Here is a 14208-nt window from a genome sequence, read left to right on the forward strand (position 1 = left end):
CAGCTGCCTGACGGAAAGGCAGGTTCTCGCCGAATTTCGGTAAGAACCCGCGGTTCCGCTGCTGCCTTGCTGTCAGTTCGCCCGTTCCGGTGCCGGGTCAGAGCAGTCCGCGCCCAGCCAGGTAACGCATCAGATGCGAGGCGCCATAGGTCCAGGGTGCGCATTCATCGGTGCGCTTCATCCGGTTGACCAGGCTGCCGAGCTCGGGCGCGGCGATGGTGACGATGTCCCCGTATTTATGGGTGAAGCCGCCGCCGGGCGCATCGCGATCCTTGATCGGCGCGAACATGGTGCCGAGATAGAGCGCTGCCCCGTCCGGATATTGATGATGCGGGCCGATCATCTGGGCCGCGAGATCGGCAGGGTCGCGGCTGATCTTAGCGATCGAGGAGGAGCCCTCCAGCCGGAAGCCGTCCTGCCCCTCGACCGTCAGCGTCACCGTCGTCCGGCGGACATGGTCGAGCGTGAAACCGGCATCGAACAGGCGGATGAAGGGGCCGACCGCCGCGGCGGCGTTGTTGTCCTTGGCCTTGCCGAGCAGCAGGGCCGAGCGGCCCTCGACATCGCGCAGGTTGACGTCGTTGCCGAGCGTGGCGCCGATGATCCGCCCATCCGAGGCGACGATCAGCACGATCTCCGGCTCGGGATTGTTCCAGCTCGAGGCCGGATGCAGGCCGGCGTCAGCGCCGGTGCCGACCGTCGACATCGGCGGCGCCTTGGTGAAGATCTCGGCATCCGGCCCGATGCCGACCTCGAGATACTGGCTCCAGGCGCCCTGCTTGATCAGCACCTCCTTGAGATGCATCGCCTCGGGCGAGCCGGGCTTCAGCTTCGAGAGATCGTCGCCGATGAGCTTGCCGATCTCCTCGCGGATCGTCGCTGCGGCGGCCGGGTTGCCGCGCGCCTTCTCCTCGATCACGCGCTCCAGCATCGAGACCGCGAAGGTGACGCCGGCCGCCTTCACCGCCTGCAGGTCGAGCGGCGAGAGCAGCCAGGGCCGCGTCGGGTCGCGGCCGTCCACAGGCGTGTTGGCGAGGATGTCGGGGAGCGAACCGATCGCCTCGCCCTGGGCCGCGCGCAACGCAGCCGCCGGATCGGCGTTCTCGCAGAGGTCGCGGCTGGTCGCGAAGCTCTGGGTGACATCGATCACCTGCCCACCGCGCAGCGTCACCACGGCGGGCCCGCCGAGATCGGGACGCCAGACGCGGCCTGCGAGCGCGGCGGCCTCGGCATCCGCGGGCAGGGTCGTGGTCACGGCAAGGTCGAGGCTGGGCATGGTGGCATCCACAGGCGGATTCGGATCGGGGAGCGCAGATCAGCCGGTTCTGCCGGAATGTGCAAGCGAGAGGCCGTCACGGTCGATGCCGGACCTCCGACCCAGACCATAGGCTGATTGCGCTGGTCGTCATCGATTTGTCATTGAAATGTCGCCTGCGCTTCATGCTAGCTTGCGCACCAACGACAAGAACCGCGGCGGCGCCCGCCCGCGGAAGGGAGACATTCCATGAGCATCAAATCGCGCATCCTGATGTCGGTCGCGGCCTTTGCGCTGGCCGGCGCCTCGCCTGCCCTCGCGCAGACCGAGATCCAGTGGTGGCACGCGCTGACCGGCGCCAATAACGACGTCGTCGTCAAGCTCTCCGAGGATTTCAACGCCTCGCAGAAGGACTACAAGGTCGTTCCGGTCTACAAGGGCTCCTATCCCGACACGCTGAACGCCGGCATCGCCGCCTTCCGCGCCGGCCAGGCGCCGCACATCCTGCAGGTCTTCGAGGTCGGCACCGGCACGATGATGTCGGCCAAGGGCGCGATCAAGCCGGTCCACGAGATGATGAAGGAAGCCGGCGAGAAATTCGATCCGAGCGCCTATCTGCCGGCGATCAGCGGCTATTATTCGACGGCCAAGGGCGAGATGCTCTCGATGCCGTTCAACTCCTCGTCGATGGTGATGTGGTACAACAAGGACGCCTTCAAGAAGGCGGGCCTCGACCCCGAGAAGCCGCCGAAGACCTGGCCCGAGACCTTCGAGGCCGCCAAGAAGCTGAAGGCCGCCGGCTACGACAAATGCGGCGTCTCGAACGCCTGGGCGCCCTGGGCCAATATCGAGCAGTTCGGGGCCTGGCACAACATCGCGCTCTCGACCAAGGTCAACGGCATGGCCGGCGCCGACGCCGTGCTGAACTTCAACAAGAGCCCGGCCTTCCTGAAGCACTGGACCAACCTGGTCGAGCTGCAGAAGGACAAGACCTATGACTATTCCGGCCGCACCAATAATGGCGAAGGCCGCTTCACCTCGGGCGAATGCCCGATCTTCCTGACCTCCTCGGGCTTCTTCGGAAACGTCAAGGCGAACGCCAAGTTCGACTGGGCCAACGCCGCGATGCCGTACTATGCCGACGTGCAGGGCGCTCCGCAGAACTCGATCATCGGTGGCGCTTCGCTCTGGGTGATGGGCGGCAAGAAGGCGAACGAATACAAGGGTGTCGCCAAGTTCTTCACCTTCCTCTCGAATGTCGACCGCCAGGTGAAGCTGCATACCGAGTCGGGCTACCTGCCGATCACCAAGGCTGCCTATGAGAAGGTCAAGGCGTCCGGCTTCTACAAGGACAAGCCCTATCTCGAGACCCCGATCCTCGAGCTGACCAACAAGGCCCCGACCGACAACTCGAAGGGCCTGCGCTACGGCAGCCTCGTCCAGATCCGCGACATCTGGTCGGAGGAGCTGGAGGCGGCGCTGAACGGCCAGAAGTCGCCGCAGGCGGCGCTGGATGCGGCGGTCGAGCGCGGCAACCAGATGCTGCGCCAGTTCGAGCGCACTGCGGCCCGCTGAGCATTTCGCTCTTGCATAGCTGAGGCCATCCCGGGCAATTGCGCCCGGGATGGCCGTCTCGTTCCAAGGAAGCCGATGCAGAAGAACGCATATTTCAAGGGGCTGACGATCCCCTTCCTGCTGCTTCTGCCGCAGCTCGCGATCACCATCGTGTTCTTCTACTGGCCGGCGAGCCAGGCGGTCTGGCAGAGCTTCCTGCTCGAGGATGCCTTCGGCATCTCGACGCAGTTCGTCTGGTTCGAGAACTACCAGGCGCTCTTTGCCGATCCCGGCTATCTCAAGGCCTTCGTCAACACCGCGATCTTTTCCACCTTCGTCTGCGTTCTCTCGCTCTCGATCGCACTGCTCTTCGCCGTGATGGCGGACCGGCAGATCCGCGGTGCCGAGATCTACAAGACCCTGCTGATCTGGCCCTATGCGGTGGCGCCCGCCATCGCCGGCGTGCTCTGGCTGTTCATGTTCGATCCCTCGCTCGGCATGCTCGCGCGGGGCCTGCAATCGCTGGGTATCCCGTGGAATCCGCGCCTCAACGGCAACCACGCCATGCTGCTGGTCATCCTCGCCGCGACCTGGAAGCAGATCAGCTACAATTTCCTGTTCTTCCTCGCCGGCCTGCAATCGATCCCGAAGAGCGTGATCGAGGCGGCGGTGATCGACGGCGCCCGGCCGATGCGCCGGTTCTGGACCATCGTCTTCCCGCTGCTCTCGCCGACGACCTTCTTCCTGCTCGTCGTCAACATCGTCTACGTCTTCTTCGACACCTTCGGGATCATCGACACGGTGACTGGGGGCGGCCCCTCGGGCGCGACCGAGACGCTGGTCTACAAGGTCTTCTCCGACGGCAAGGGCGGCTCCAATCTCGGCGGCTCGGCGGCGCAATCGGTGCTGCTGCTGATCATGGTGATCGGACTGACCGCGGTGCAGTTCCGCTTCATCGAGCGCAAGGTGAGCTACTGATGGCCTCCGTACTCTGGCAGGACCTGACCGCCGAGGAACTGCGGGTCAAGGCGGCGGCGGACGCGATCGTCGTCCTCCCCGTCGCCTCGATCGAGCAGCACGGCCCGCATCTGCCCGTCGGCGTCGACACCATCCTGTGCGGCGGCGTCTGCAAGGCTGCGGCCGAGCGGGCCGACGATGTCGACGTCGTCGTGGCGCCGACGCTCTGGTGCGGCATGGCCGAGCACCACATGGCCTTTGGCGGCACCTTTACCTTCGACATCCCGACTTACCGTGCGGTGCTGCTGTCTTTCCTGAAGAGCATCGAGCGCCACGGCTTCCACCGCGTGCTGATCGTCAACGGCCATGGCGGCAACATTGCAGCGCTCACCGCCTTCCTGCCCGATTTCGCCCGCGAGACTCGGCTGCATGTCGAGGTGACCACCTATTTCATGCTGGCCGAACAGGCGCTCGGCCCTCTCCTGGAGGATCAGAAGGGCGTTCAGCATGCCTGCGAGGTCGAGACCTCGATGATGATGGTGCTGGCGCCGGGCTCGGTCCGCGAGCCGCGCCTGTCCGAAGCCTTCGGCGCGCTGAACCGTGCGCCCCGCCGGCAGGTCGTCTCGCGCCACCGCTCCTTCCGGGAGATGACCGAGACCGGCGTGGTCGGCGATGCCCGCCGCGCCACGCCGCAGAAGGGCCAGGCCTGTCTCGATGCCTGCGCCGATGCGCTGGCCAATCTGCTGCGCGCGATGGAGAGGGCCGCCTGATGGTCGAGGACCGCCGCCTGGGCGACCTGATCGCCTATGTCATCCTGACGATCGGCGTGCTGATCGTCGCCTTCCCGGTCTGGCTGACCTTCGTCGCCTCGACCTGGGACGCCGCGACCGTGATCAACGGCCAGATGCCGCTCTATCCCGGCCCGTACTTCTTCGAGAACTACAACCGCATCCTGTTCGTGGGCACGTCGAGCACGACGCGCGAGCCGGTCATCCACATGATGCTGAATTCCTTCATCATGGCGATGGCGATCGCGCTCGGAAAGATCTTCATCTCCGTGCTTTCGGCCTATGCGGTGGTCTATTACCGCTTCCCGTTCCGCATGGCGGCGTTCTGGATCATCTTCATCACGCTGATGCTCCCGGTCGAGGTCCGCATCTTCCCGACCTTCAAGATCGTCTCCGATCTCAACATGCTCGACACCTATCAGGGCCTCGCCATCCCGCTGATCGCTTCGGCGACGGGCACGCTGCTCTTCCGGCAGTTCTTCATGACGATCCCCGACGAGTTGCTGGAGGCCTCGAAGATCGACGGCGCCGGCCCGTTCAGGTTCTTCAAGGACACGCTGCTCCCGCTCTCGATGACGACGATCGCGGCGCTCTTCGTCATCCAGTTCATCTATGGCTGGAACCAGTATCTCTGGCCGCTGCTGGTGACGACGAAGGACTCGATGCAGACCATCGTCATCGCCATCAAGAAGATGATCGTCACCGCCGACGCCCTGACGGAATGGCAGCTCGCCATGGCCACCGCCATGCTGGCGATGCTGCCGCCCGTCCTCGTCGTCATCGCCATGCAGAGGCTCTTCGTGAAGGGCCTGGTCGAAACCGAGAAGTAACCCGCGAATGGCTCAGGTCACCCTCACCAACGTCAAGAAGGTCTATGCCGGCGGCGTCGAGGCCGTGAAGGGCGTCTCGTTCGACATCCCCGACGGCGGCTTCTGCGTGCTCGTCGGCCCCTCCGGCTGCGGCAAGTCCACGCTGCTGCGCATGGTCGCCGGACTGGAGACGATCTCGTCGGGCGAGGTGTCGATCGGCAGCCGCGTCGTCAACGAGATCGAGCCGGCCGACCGCGACATCGCCATGGTGTTCCAGAACTATGCGCTCTACCCGCATATGAACATCTACGACAACATGGCCTATGGCCTGCGCAATCGCGGCACGCCGAAGGACGAGATCGACAAGCGCGTGCGGGAAGCCGCCCGCATCCTGGCGATCGAGCCCTTCCTCGAGCGCCGGCCGCGCCAGCTCTCCGGCGGCCAGCGCCAACGCGTCGCCATGGGCCGCGCCATCGTGCGCAAGCCGCAGGTCTTCCTTTTCGACGAGCCGCTCTCGAACCTCGACGCCAAGCTGCGCGTGCAGATGCGTGTCGAGATCAAGAAGCTCCAGCGCGCGCTGGGCGTCACCGCGATCTACGTCACCCACGACCAGGTCGAGGCGATGACGCTCTCCGACAAGCTTGTGGTGATGAATGCCGGCCAGGTCGAGCAAATCGGCCTGCCCGCCGAGGTCTACCGCAAGCCGGCGAGCAAGTTCGTCGCGACCTTCATCGGCTCGCCGCCGATGAATATCCTGCCCGGCATGGTCGACGGCCCCGGCATCGTCGCGCTCGGCGACGCGATCATCGAGGTGCGCGATCTGCGCGAGGATCTCGCGGCGCAGGCCCCGGTCGAGGTGGGCTTACGCCCCGAGGATGTCGAGATCGCCTCCGAAGGCCAGGCCGGTTCGCTGCCCTTCGACGTCGAGTTCATCGAGGAGCTCGGTGCGACCCAGCTCTTCCACGGCAAGCTCGCCGGCCAGCCCTTCGTGATGCAGGCGGCGACCGGCGAGGTCGCGGCGCAGGAAGGCCGGCTCTGGATCACCGTCGATCCCGACAAGATCCACATCTTCGATCCGAAGACGGGCGTGCGGCTGGGGAAGGGCTGAGCCTGCAAGGGTGCCGTCATGCTCGGGCTTGACCCGAGCATCTTGGAAACCGGCTACTTCTCGTCATGAGATTCTCGGGTCTGCGCTTCGCTCCGCCCGAGAATGACGGCAAGCTTCAAGCCGCCAGATCGGCCACCAGCGCATCGAGCAGGAGCGCGCCATCAGGCGTTGCCGCGAGCCGCCCGCCTGCGCGTTCCATCAGCAGTTTCTGCTCGATCAGGCTACCGACGCGCTTGGCGTTGAGTGCGCGACCGGCCAGCGCCCTGAACACCTGGGGATCGATGCCCTCGACGAGGCGCAAGCCCATCAGCAGGTATTCGTCGCCCTGGGCTTCCTCGCTGAGCCGGTCGTTCTCGACCAGCGCATGGCCCTCGGCCTCGACGCGTTCCAGCCAGACTTCCGGCCGCTTCTCGGTCGAATGCGCCATGCGGCCCTCAGCCGTCACCAACCGGCCATGGGCGCCGGGGCCGATGCCGGCGTATTCGCCATAGTGCCAGTAGACCAGGTTGTGCCGGCATTCGGCGCCGGGCCGCGCATGGTTCGAGATCTCGTAGACCGGCAGGCCGTGCCTGGCGGTGATCTCCTGCGTCGTCTCGTAGAGCGCTGCACCCGCATCGTGATCGGGAATGGCGAGCTTGCCGGCGCGGAACAGCCGCTCGAAGGCGGTGCCGGGCTCGATCGTGAGCTGGTAGAGCGAGAGATGCTCGGCCGCATGGCTGATCGCCAGCTCCAGCTCGGTGCGCCACAAGGCCGGTGTCTGCAAGGGTGAGCGGGCATAGATCAGGTCGAAGGAATAGCGCTCGAAATATTGCCGCGCGATCGCGACGGCTGCCAGCGCTTCCTCGGCCGAATGCATCCGGCCCAGCGCCTTGAGATCGGTATCGTTGAGCGCCTGCACGCCGAGCGAGACGCGGTTGACGCCGGCTGCGCGGAAATCGCGGAAGCGCCCGGCCTCGACGCTGGTCGGGTTGGCCTCCAGCGAAACCTCGCAATTGGGGTCGACGGTCCAGTACTCGCCGATCGCATCGAGAATCGCGCCGACCGTGCGGCCCTCCATCAGCGAGGGCGTGCCGCCGCCGAAGAAGATCGAGGAGACCGTGCGGCCGGGTACCAGCGCGGCGCGATGCGCGATCTCGCGACGGAAGGCGGCGATATAGCGTTGCTGGTCCGGCGGCTGCAGCCGCACATGGCTGTTGAAGTCGCAATAGGGGCATTTGGCCAGGCAGAACGGCCAATGCACATAGACGGCGAAGCCCGCATCCGCGGTCGGATGCGAGGTGGAAGGCCGCGCGGCGAGGGCGGCCGGGGCGCTCACGCCGGCTTCCTCAGGCAGGCGGCGGCGAGTTCATGGAAGGCGCGCGCGCGATGCGACAGGCCGGGCGAACCATCCGCCGGAATGCCGTGCTTCTCGTTCGCGCTCATCTCGCCGAAGGTCTTGTGATGGCCATCGGGCAGGAAGATCGGATCGTAGCCGAAGCCGCCCGCGCCACGCGCCTGCTCGGTCACCGTGCCGAAGACGCGGCCTTCGAACAGCTCCTGATGCCCGTCCGGCCAGGCGATCACCAGGGCCGAGACGAAATGCGCCTTGCGCTTGTCCGGCGTGATCGCGCCGCGCTTGGCGAGTTCCATCTGCACCCGCCCGATCGCGGGGGCGAAATCCTTGCCCGGTCCGGCCCAGTTGGCCGAGAACAGGCCGGGCGCGCCGTCGAGCGCGTCGATGCAGATGCCGGAATCGTCGGAGAGCGCCGGCAACCCGCTGGCGCTCGCCGCAGCGACCGCCTTGATCGCCGCATTCTCCGAGAACATGAAGCCATCCTCGACCGGCTCCGGCAGGCCGAGCTCCCCGGCCGAGACGAGCTCGATGCCATAGGGCGCCAGCAACTCGCGCATTTCGCGCAACTTGCCCTGGTTATGGGTCGCGATCACGACCTTGCCGGTGAGGAGGCGATGCGGGCTCATGCTCAGGCCACCGCCGCCTTCTGCAGCGTGACGAGCTTGGCGACACCGCCCTTGGCGAGCTTGAGCAGCGCGAGCAGCTCTTCTTCCGAGAAGGGCGCGCCTTCGGCCGTGCCCTGAACCTCGACAATGCCTCCGGAGCCCGTGATGACGAAATTCGCGTCGGTCTGCGCGCCGGAATCCTCGACATAGTCGAGATCGATCACGGGGTTGCCGGCGACGATGCCGCAGGAGATCGCGGCGACATGGTCCTTGAGCGGGTTGGTGCCCTTGAGCAGGCCGCGCCCTTCCATCCATTTCAGCGCGTCATACAGCGCGACCCAAGCGCCGGTGATCGAAGCCGTGCGCGTGCCGCCATCAGCCTGGAGCACGTCGCAATCGACGACGATCTGGCGCTCGCCGATCGCGGTGAGATCGACGACGGCGCGCAACGAGCGGCCGATCAGGCGCTGGATTTCCTGCGTGCGGCCCGAAGGCTTGCCGGAGGTGACCTCGCGGCGCGTCCGCTCATGGGTGGCGCGCGGCAGCATCGAATATTCGGCGGTGACCCAGCCCTTGCCGGTGCCGCGCAGCCACGGCGGCCCCTTTTCCTCGACGGTCGCGGCGCAGAGCACCTTGGTCTCGCCGAACGTCACCATGCAGGACCCCTCGGCATAGCGCACCACGCCGCGTTCGAGCGTGACCTTGCGCATCTCGTCGGCGGCGCGTTTGGAGGGTCGCATGAAACTGTCCTGTCTTGCGGGGAAGTGGCGGCTTGTAGGCGCTTGCGCCGCGCACGGCAAGGCGCGGGCGGGGCTTGCCCCTTGATCCGCGCCTCCGTCGTGACGACAATAGGACGAGACCGACATTTCGCCTGAAAAAGGTTCATGAGCGCGCATACGCCCCGCCCCGAGACGATCAGCGGCCTGGTCGAGACCGACCAGCGCTCGCGCGAGATCTTTCGCCAGATCGTCGACGGCTATCTGACGACGGGCGAGCCCGTCGGCTCGCGCAACATCGCCCGCCTGCTGCCGATGGCGCTCTCGCCGGCGACGGTGCGCAATGTCATGACCGATCTGGAGCTGGCCGGGCTGATCTATGCGCCGCATACCTCGGCCGGTCGCCTGCCCACCGAGCGGGGGCTGCGCTTCTTCGTCGATGCGATGATGGAGGTCGGCAATCTCACCGCGGACGAACGCTCGCGCATCGAGGCCCAGATCAGGGTCGCTGCCAGCAATCGCAATCTCGACCAGACCCTGACGGAAGCCTCTGCGCTGCTCTCCGGCCTGTCGCGCGGCGCCGGCGTCGTCGTCACCACCAAGGCCGATGTCCGGCTGAAGCATATCGAATTCGTCCGGCTCGATCCGCTGCGCGCCCTCGTCGTGCTCGTCTCGGAGGACGGCACGGTCGAGAACCGCCTGCTGGCGCTCCCGCCCGGGCTGCCGGCCTCGGCGCTGAGCGAGGCTGCGAATTTCCTGAACGCCCGCATCCTCGGCAAGACACTCGCCGAACTGCGCGGCGAGATCGGCGGGCAGCGCGCCTTGATGGAGCGCGAGCTCGACGCACTGACGGCCCGGCTCGTCGAAAGCGGCATCGCGACCCAGGCCGGCCCCGGCAGCGACCGCCATCTCATCGTGCGCGGCCAGGCCAACCTGCTCGACGATCTCCGGGCGCAGGAGGATCTCGAGCGCATCCGCATGCTGTTCGGCGATCTGGAGACGCAGACCGATGTCATCGACCTGCTGACGCGCGCCGAGGATGGCGACGGCGTGCGCATCTTCATCGGCTCGGAGAACAAGCTGTTCTCGATGTCAGGTTCGTCGATGGTCGCCGCGCCCTTCCGCGACGCCGAGCAGCGCATCGTCGGCGTGGTCGGCATCATCGGGCCGACGCGCCTGAACTACGCCCGCATCGTTCCGATGGTCGATTATACCGCCAAGGTCGTCGGGCGGCTGCTCGACGGCAGCCGCTAAGCCAGCCTCAAGTCCCTGAGTTGGCTTTGCGGGCGGAAGCGGTTATCGAGCGGGCAAAGCAACATATTCCGCAATTCAGGTGCGAGCCATGTCCGAGCAGCTTCCCGACCGTCTTTCCGTCAATCCGGACAGCCCCTTCTACAATGAAGAGGTGCTGGCGCGTGACATCGGCATCCGCTTCAAGGGCGTCGAGAAGACCAATGTCGAGGAATATTGCGTCTCCGAGGGCTGGGTGAAGGTCTCCGCCGGCAATGCCAAGGACCGCTTCGGCCGGCCGATGACGATCACGCTCAAGGGCCCGGTCGAGCCCTACATCCGCGGCAGCGCCGAGGGCTGAGCTTCAGGCGAGGCTCTTGTAGAAAAACGTCGAGCCGCAATCGGCGCCATCCGGCATCAGCGCATAGCGCGGGATGGTGCCGGCCTCGGTCCAGCCCAGCCGGTTATAGAGCCGGCGCGCGGCGCTGTGCTCGTCGGTGTCGAGCACCAGCAGGTCGCGACCCTTCTCCCGCGCGATCGCCTCGGCGCGCTGCATCAGCGCCTCGCCGATGCCCTGCCGCCGCGCGCGCGAATGCACCAGCACCTTGGCGATCTCGGCCCGGTGCGGCTGGTTCGATTTGCCGATCAGGTGAAGCTGTGCCGTGCCGACGATGCCGTCCTCGTTTCGGGCAATCAGCAGGATGACTTGTCCGCCCGCGACGCCCGCCGCGACATCGCGCCAGAAGCGTTCGTAGTCGGCGGCGGTGTTCCACCTCATGAAGCCGACCGAAGCACCGTTGGCGACGCTGTCACGCAGGATTTCCGCGAGAGCCGGAATAGTGGCTTCGGCAGCCTTGGCGTCGAGTGTCTTGATGGCAACGGTGAAAGCGCTCGCGTTCATGCGATATGTCCCGGAAAGGCGCCGCTTCCCGCGACGAGGATGACGGCATAGCGGACGGGTACCTCGCCCGGATTGCGGTAGATGATCGGGCCGCGCAGGTGCATTTGCAGGCAGTCGCCCTCGGCCAGTTCGTGGCGGATGCCTTCAACGGTGAGGTCGAGCCGGCCGCGCAGCACCCAGATCTGCTGGTCGAGCGCCGCTGCACCGGTCGCGTTGTCGAGCCGCACTTCCGCTCCGCCGGGCAATTCGACCTCGACGATCTCGAAGCCTGATCCCGTCCCGCGTGGCGAGACGTTGCGGCGCAGATAGCCGCTCGCCGGATCGCGCCAGACCGGTTGCGCGTCGCGGCGCGCCAGCGGCCCGCTCCCTGCATCCTCTTCCAGCAGCGCCGAGAGCGAGAGGCCGAGTCCGGAGCCGAGCCGGACCAGCAGCGCCGCCGTCGGACTCGATTCGCCGCGCTCGACGCGCGAGATCATGGCGCGGCTGACGCCGCTGCGCTCGGCCAGCGCATCGAGCGTCAGGCCATGGCGCTGGCGGGCCGCCTTGAGGCGCTGTCCGAGCAGCCGGTCGATCTCGGCATCGTGGTCGATCTCCATGAACAGAGAATAATTCTTAGATATTGGAATTACAAGTGCTGCCATAGAAGGAGCCTTTTGCGGCCAGCCGCTTGGCGCCACGCAGCATCACTGCTATGGCGCGCGCATGAGCACCCGTTCCATCGACAATATCCGCAACTTCTCGATCGTTGCCCATATCGACCACGGCAAGTCGACGCTGGCCGACCGTCTGATCCAGCAGACCGGCACCGTCGCGGCCCGCGACATGAGCGACCAGATCCTCGACTCGATGGATATCGAGAAGGAGCGCGGCATCACCATCAAGGCGCAGACGGTGCGGCTGGATTACCGAGCCAAGGACGGCAAGGACTATGTCCTGAACCTGATGGACACCCCCGGCCATGTCGACTTCGCCTATGAGGTCTCGCGCTCGCTCGCGGCCTGCGAAGGCTCGCTCCTGGTCGTCGACGCCTCGCAGGGCGTCGAGGCACAGACGCTCGCCAACGTCTACCAGGCGCTCGACGCCAACCACGAGATCGTCACCGTCCTCAACAAGATCGACCTGCCGGCCGCGGAGCCGGAGCGTATCAAGCAGCAGATCGAGGACGTGATCGGGCTCGATGCCTCCGAGGCCGTGCCGATCTCGGCCAAGACCGGCCTCAATATCGAGGGCGTGCTGGAGGCGATCGTCGAGAAGCTGCCGGCGCCGAAGGGCGATCCCGATGCGCCGCTCAAGTGCCTGCTGGTCGACTCATGGTACGACGCCTATCTCGGCGTCGTCGTGCTCGTGCGCGTCATCGATGGCGTGCTCAAGAAGGGCATGACGATCCGGATGATGCGGGCCAACGCCTCCTATGGCGTCGATCGCGTCGGCGTGTTCAAGCCCAAGATGACCGAGGTCAAGCAGCTCGGCCCCGGCGAGGTCGGCTTCTTCACCGCCTCGATCAAGGAAGTCGCGGATACCGCCGTCGGCGACACCATCACCGATGAGAAGAAGCCGATCGCCGAACCGCTGCCGGGCTTCAAGCCGGTGCAGCCGGTGGTGTTCTGCGGCATCTTCCCGGTCGACGCCGCCGATTTCGAGGTGCTGCGCGCCGCGATGAGCCGACTGCGGCTGAACGATGCTTCGTTCTCCTACGAGATGGAGACCTCGGCCGCGCTCGGCTTCGGTTTCCGCTGCGGCTTCCTCGGGCTGCTGCATCTGGAGATCATCCAGGAGCGGCTGGAGCGCGAGTTCAACCTCAACCTGATCTCGACCGCGCCGTCGGTGGTCTACCATCTCAAGCTGCGCGATGGCTCGACGCTGGAGCTGCACAACCCGGCCGACATGCCGGACGTGATGAAGATCGAATTCATCGAGGAGCCCTGGATCAAGGCGACGATCTTCACGCCCGACGAGTATCTCGGTTCCGTCCTGAAGCTCTGCCAGGATCGCCGCGGCATCCAGACCGACCTGTCCTATGTCGGCTCGCGCGCCAAGGTCGTCTACGACCTGCCGCTGAACGAGGTCGTGTTCGATTTCTACGATCGGCTCAAGTCGATCTCGAAGGGCTACGCCTCCTTCGACTATGCGATCACCGATTATCGCGAAGGCGATCTCGTGCGCATGTCGATCCTGGTCAATGCCGAGCCGGTCGATGCGCTTTCGATGCTGGTCCATCGCTCGCGCGCCGATGCCCGTGGCCGTGCCATGTGCGAGAAGCTCAAGGACCTGATCCCGCCGCATATGTTCCAGATCCCGGTCCAGGCCGCGATCGGAGGCAAGATCATCGCCCGCGAGACCATCCGGGCGCTGCGCAAGGACGTGACCGCCAAGTGCTATGGCGGCGACGCGACCCGAAAGCGCAAGCTTCTGGAGAAGCAGAAGGAAGGCAAGAAGAAGATGCGGCAGTTCGGCAAGGTCGAAATCCCGCAGGAAGCCTTCATCGCCGCCCTCAAGATGGACGATTGAGCGGCGCGCCAGCACCGCTTCATTTCGCTGCCTAGAGCGCCTCGGCGCCGAGCTTCGCCTGCCAATGGGCGAGGCGCTCCTTCAGCACGCGATCCAGCACATAGGCGATGTCCTCGTCTTCCAGCCTTTCGAGCGCCTCGAAGCGGAAAGCCTCGGGGCCATTTGCGTTCCAGGCGGCCTGCAAGGAGCGCTGGCGGTGACTGCCATGCCGCAAGGTGAAGCGCAGTCGGTTCTCTATCGTCGCGAGATCGGGCGCCCGCCCGACCCATGTCAGCCCGGCGGCCTCGCAGCGGAAAGCGAAGATGCCCGCCACCGTTTTCCGCTCCTTGTAGGCGGCTGTGGCCGCCTTCCTGTCCGCCATCTGCATCGGTTCAACCCATCTCGTTCGTGATGGGTGCTCAATAATGCCCGGGTTTTAATAAGGCAAGAATTTTATCCGGGTAA

15 protein-coding genes are annotated in these 14208 nt (G+C 65.8%); 8 read left to right on the plus strand and 7 right to left on the minus strand.

Annotated features, from left to right (window positions below):
• Positions 1-97 precede the first annotated feature (97 nt).
• Positions 98-1276: a fumarylacetoacetate hydrolase family protein gene (locus FHT98_RS13020; RefSeq protein WP_142114288.1), complete on the minus strand. Its 1179-nt coding sequence runs from the start codon at positions 1274-1276 to the stop codon at positions 98-100.
• A gap of 228 nt (positions 1277-1504) precedes the next feature.
• On the opposite strand from FHT98_RS13020, the gene ugpB reads away from it, so the two are divergent.
• From ugpB to FHT98_RS13045, 5 genes are all read left to right on the plus strand, one after another.
• On the plus strand, positions 1505-2830 hold the full coding sequence (ugpB, locus tag FHT98_RS13025) for a sn-glycerol-3-phosphate ABC transporter substrate-binding protein UgpB (protein WP_061970943.1): 1326 nt from the start codon (positions 1505-1507) through the stop codon (positions 2828-2830).
• Between the two features lie 75 nt (positions 2831-2905).
• Positions 2906-3787 carry a sn-glycerol-3-phosphate ABC transporter permease UgpA gene (gene ugpA, locus FHT98_RS13030; RefSeq protein WP_061970941.1) on the plus strand — a complete coding sequence of 294 codons (882 nt, stop codon included), beginning with the start codon at positions 2906-2908 and terminating at the stop codon, positions 3785-3787.
• Positions 3787-4536 carry a creatininase family protein gene (locus FHT98_RS13035; RefSeq protein ID WP_142114289.1) on the plus strand — a complete coding sequence of 250 codons (750 nt, stop codon included), beginning with the start codon at positions 3787-3789 and terminating at the stop codon, positions 4534-4536. The genes ugpA and FHT98_RS13035 overlap by 1 nt, the downstream gene beginning before the upstream one ends.
• On the plus strand, positions 4536-5384 hold the full coding sequence (ugpE, locus tag FHT98_RS13040) for a sn-glycerol-3-phosphate ABC transporter permease UgpE (RefSeq protein ID WP_142114290.1): 849 nt from the start codon (positions 4536-4538) through the stop codon (positions 5382-5384). Before FHT98_RS13035 ends, ugpE begins: the two co-directional genes overlap by 1 nt.
• 7 nt (positions 5385-5391) lie before the next feature.
• Positions 5392-6471, plus strand: a complete 1080-nt coding sequence (locus FHT98_RS13045; RefSeq protein WP_142114291.1) for a sn-glycerol-3-phosphate import ATP-binding protein UgpC — start codon at positions 5392-5394, stop codon at positions 6469-6471.
• Positions 6472-6586: 115 nt separating this feature from the next.
• On the opposite strand, the gene hemW is transcribed toward FHT98_RS13045, so the two are convergent.
• From hemW to rph, 3 genes are read right to left on the minus strand one after another with little or no spacing between them, the layout of a single operon-like run.
• Positions 6587-7786: a radical SAM family heme chaperone HemW gene (gene hemW, locus FHT98_RS13050; RefSeq protein WP_142114292.1), complete on the minus strand. Its 1200-nt coding sequence runs from the start codon at positions 7784-7786 to the stop codon at positions 6587-6589.
• Entirely contained in the window at positions 7783-8430 is a 648-nt protein-coding gene (gene rdgB / locus FHT98_RS13055; protein ID WP_142114293.1) for an RdgB/HAM1 family non-canonical purine NTP pyrophosphatase, read from the minus strand. The genes hemW and rdgB overlap by 4 nt, the downstream gene beginning before the upstream one ends.
• A gap of 2 nt (positions 8431-8432) precedes the next feature.
• The gene (rph, locus tag FHT98_RS13060) at positions 8433-9149 is read right to left on the minus strand and encodes a ribonuclease PH (protein WP_113584184.1); all 717 of its coding nucleotides are present in this window, start codon (positions 9147-9149) and stop codon (positions 8433-8435) included.
• Positions 9150-9293: 144 nt separating this feature from the next.
• Between rph and hrcA the strand changes: the two genes are divergently transcribed.
• Both hrcA and FHT98_RS13070 read left to right on the plus strand, forming a co-directional pair.
• Positions 9294-10379 carry a heat-inducible transcriptional repressor HrcA gene (hrcA, locus tag FHT98_RS13065; protein ID WP_091857388.1) on the plus strand — a complete coding sequence of 362 codons (1086 nt, stop codon included), beginning with the start codon at positions 9294-9296 and terminating at the stop codon, positions 10377-10379.
• A gap of 88 nt (positions 10380-10467) precedes the next feature.
• Positions 10468-10716, plus strand: coding sequence for a DUF3297 family protein (locus FHT98_RS13070; protein WP_061970923.1), 249 nt, complete (start codon positions 10468-10470; stop codon positions 10714-10716).
• Between the two features lie 3 nt (positions 10717-10719).
• Here FHT98_RS13070 and FHT98_RS13075 read toward each other — a convergent pair whose 3' ends face one another.
• Positions 10720-11256: a GNAT family N-acetyltransferase gene (locus FHT98_RS13075; protein ID WP_142114294.1), complete on the minus strand. Its 537-nt coding sequence runs from the start codon at positions 11254-11256 to the stop codon at positions 10720-10722.
• Positions 11253-11852, minus strand: a complete 600-nt coding sequence (locus FHT98_RS13080; protein WP_142114295.1) for a helix-turn-helix domain-containing protein — start codon at positions 11850-11852, stop codon at positions 11253-11255. Before FHT98_RS13080 ends, FHT98_RS13075 begins: the two co-directional genes overlap by 4 nt.
• 106 nt (positions 11853-11958) lie before the next feature.
• Here FHT98_RS13080 and lepA point away from each other — a divergent pair, with 106 nt between their 5' ends.
• Positions 11959-13764 carry a translation elongation factor 4 gene (gene lepA / locus FHT98_RS13085; protein ID WP_091857385.1) on the plus strand — a complete coding sequence of 602 codons (1806 nt, stop codon included), beginning with the start codon at positions 11959-11961 and terminating at the stop codon, positions 13762-13764.
• A 31-nt stretch (positions 13765-13795) separates the two neighbouring features.
• Here the strand turns inward: lepA and FHT98_RS13090 are convergent, their stop codons facing one another.
• Positions 13796-14131 (minus strand): GIY-YIG nuclease family protein, encoded by a 336-nt coding sequence (locus tag FHT98_RS13090; RefSeq protein WP_142114296.1) that lies wholly within the window; start codon positions 14129-14131, stop codon positions 13796-13798.
• Between the last annotated feature and the right edge of the window lie 77 nt (positions 14132-14208).

Origin of the sequence: Allobosea sp. AK1 (assembly GCF_006714945.1) — a bacterium.
Taxonomy (GTDB): domain Bacteria; phylum Pseudomonadota; class Alphaproteobacteria; order Rhizobiales; family Beijerinckiaceae; genus Allobosea; species Allobosea robiniae.

Coding starts and splice junctions, on each gene's coding strand:
- FHT98_RS13020 (WP_142114288.1), bottom strand. CDS start 1,276: ATGCCCAGCCTCGACCTTGCCGTGACCACGACCCTGCCCGCGGATGCC.
- ugpB (WP_061970943.1), top strand. CDS start 1,505: ATGAGCATCAAATCGCGCATCCTGATGTCGGTCGCGGCCTTTGCGCTG.
- ugpA (WP_061970941.1), top strand. CDS start 2,906: ATGCAGAAGAACGCATATTTCAAGGGGCTGACGATCCCCTTCCTGCTG.
- FHT98_RS13035 (WP_142114289.1), top strand. CDS start 3,787: ATGGCCTCCGTACTCTGGCAGGACCTGACCGCCGAGGAACTGCGGGTC.
- ugpE (WP_142114290.1), top strand. CDS start 4,536: ATGGTCGAGGACCGCCGCCTGGGCGACCTGATCGCCTATGTCATCCTG.
- FHT98_RS13045 (WP_142114291.1), top strand. CDS start 5,392: ATGGCTCAGGTCACCCTCACCAACGTCAAGAAGGTCTATGCCGGCGGC.
- rdgB (WP_142114293.1), bottom strand. CDS start 8,430: ATGAGCCCGCATCGCCTCCTCACCGGCAAGGTCGTGATCGCGACCCAT.
- rph (WP_113584184.1), bottom strand. CDS start 9,149: ATGCGACCCTCCAAACGCGCCGCCGACGAGATGCGCAAGGTCACGCTC.
- hrcA (WP_091857388.1), top strand. CDS start 9,294: ATGAGCGCGCATACGCCCCGCCCCGAGACGATCAGCGGCCTGGTCGAG.
- FHT98_RS13070 (WP_061970923.1), top strand. CDS start 10,468: ATGTCCGAGCAGCTTCCCGACCGTCTTTCCGTCAATCCGGACAGCCCC.
- FHT98_RS13075 (WP_142114294.1), bottom strand. CDS start 11,256: ATGAACGCGAGCGCTTTCACCGTTGCCATCAAGACACTCGACGCCAAG.
- FHT98_RS13080 (WP_142114295.1), bottom strand. CDS start 11,852: ATGGAGATCGACCACGATGCCGAGATCGACCGGCTGCTCGGACAGCGC.
- lepA (WP_091857385.1), top strand. CDS start 11,959: ATGAGCACCCGTTCCATCGACAATATCCGCAACTTCTCGATCGTTGCC.
- FHT98_RS13090 (WP_142114296.1), bottom strand. CDS start 14,131: ATGCAGATGGCGGACAGGAAGGCGGCCACAGCCGCCTACAAGGAGCGG.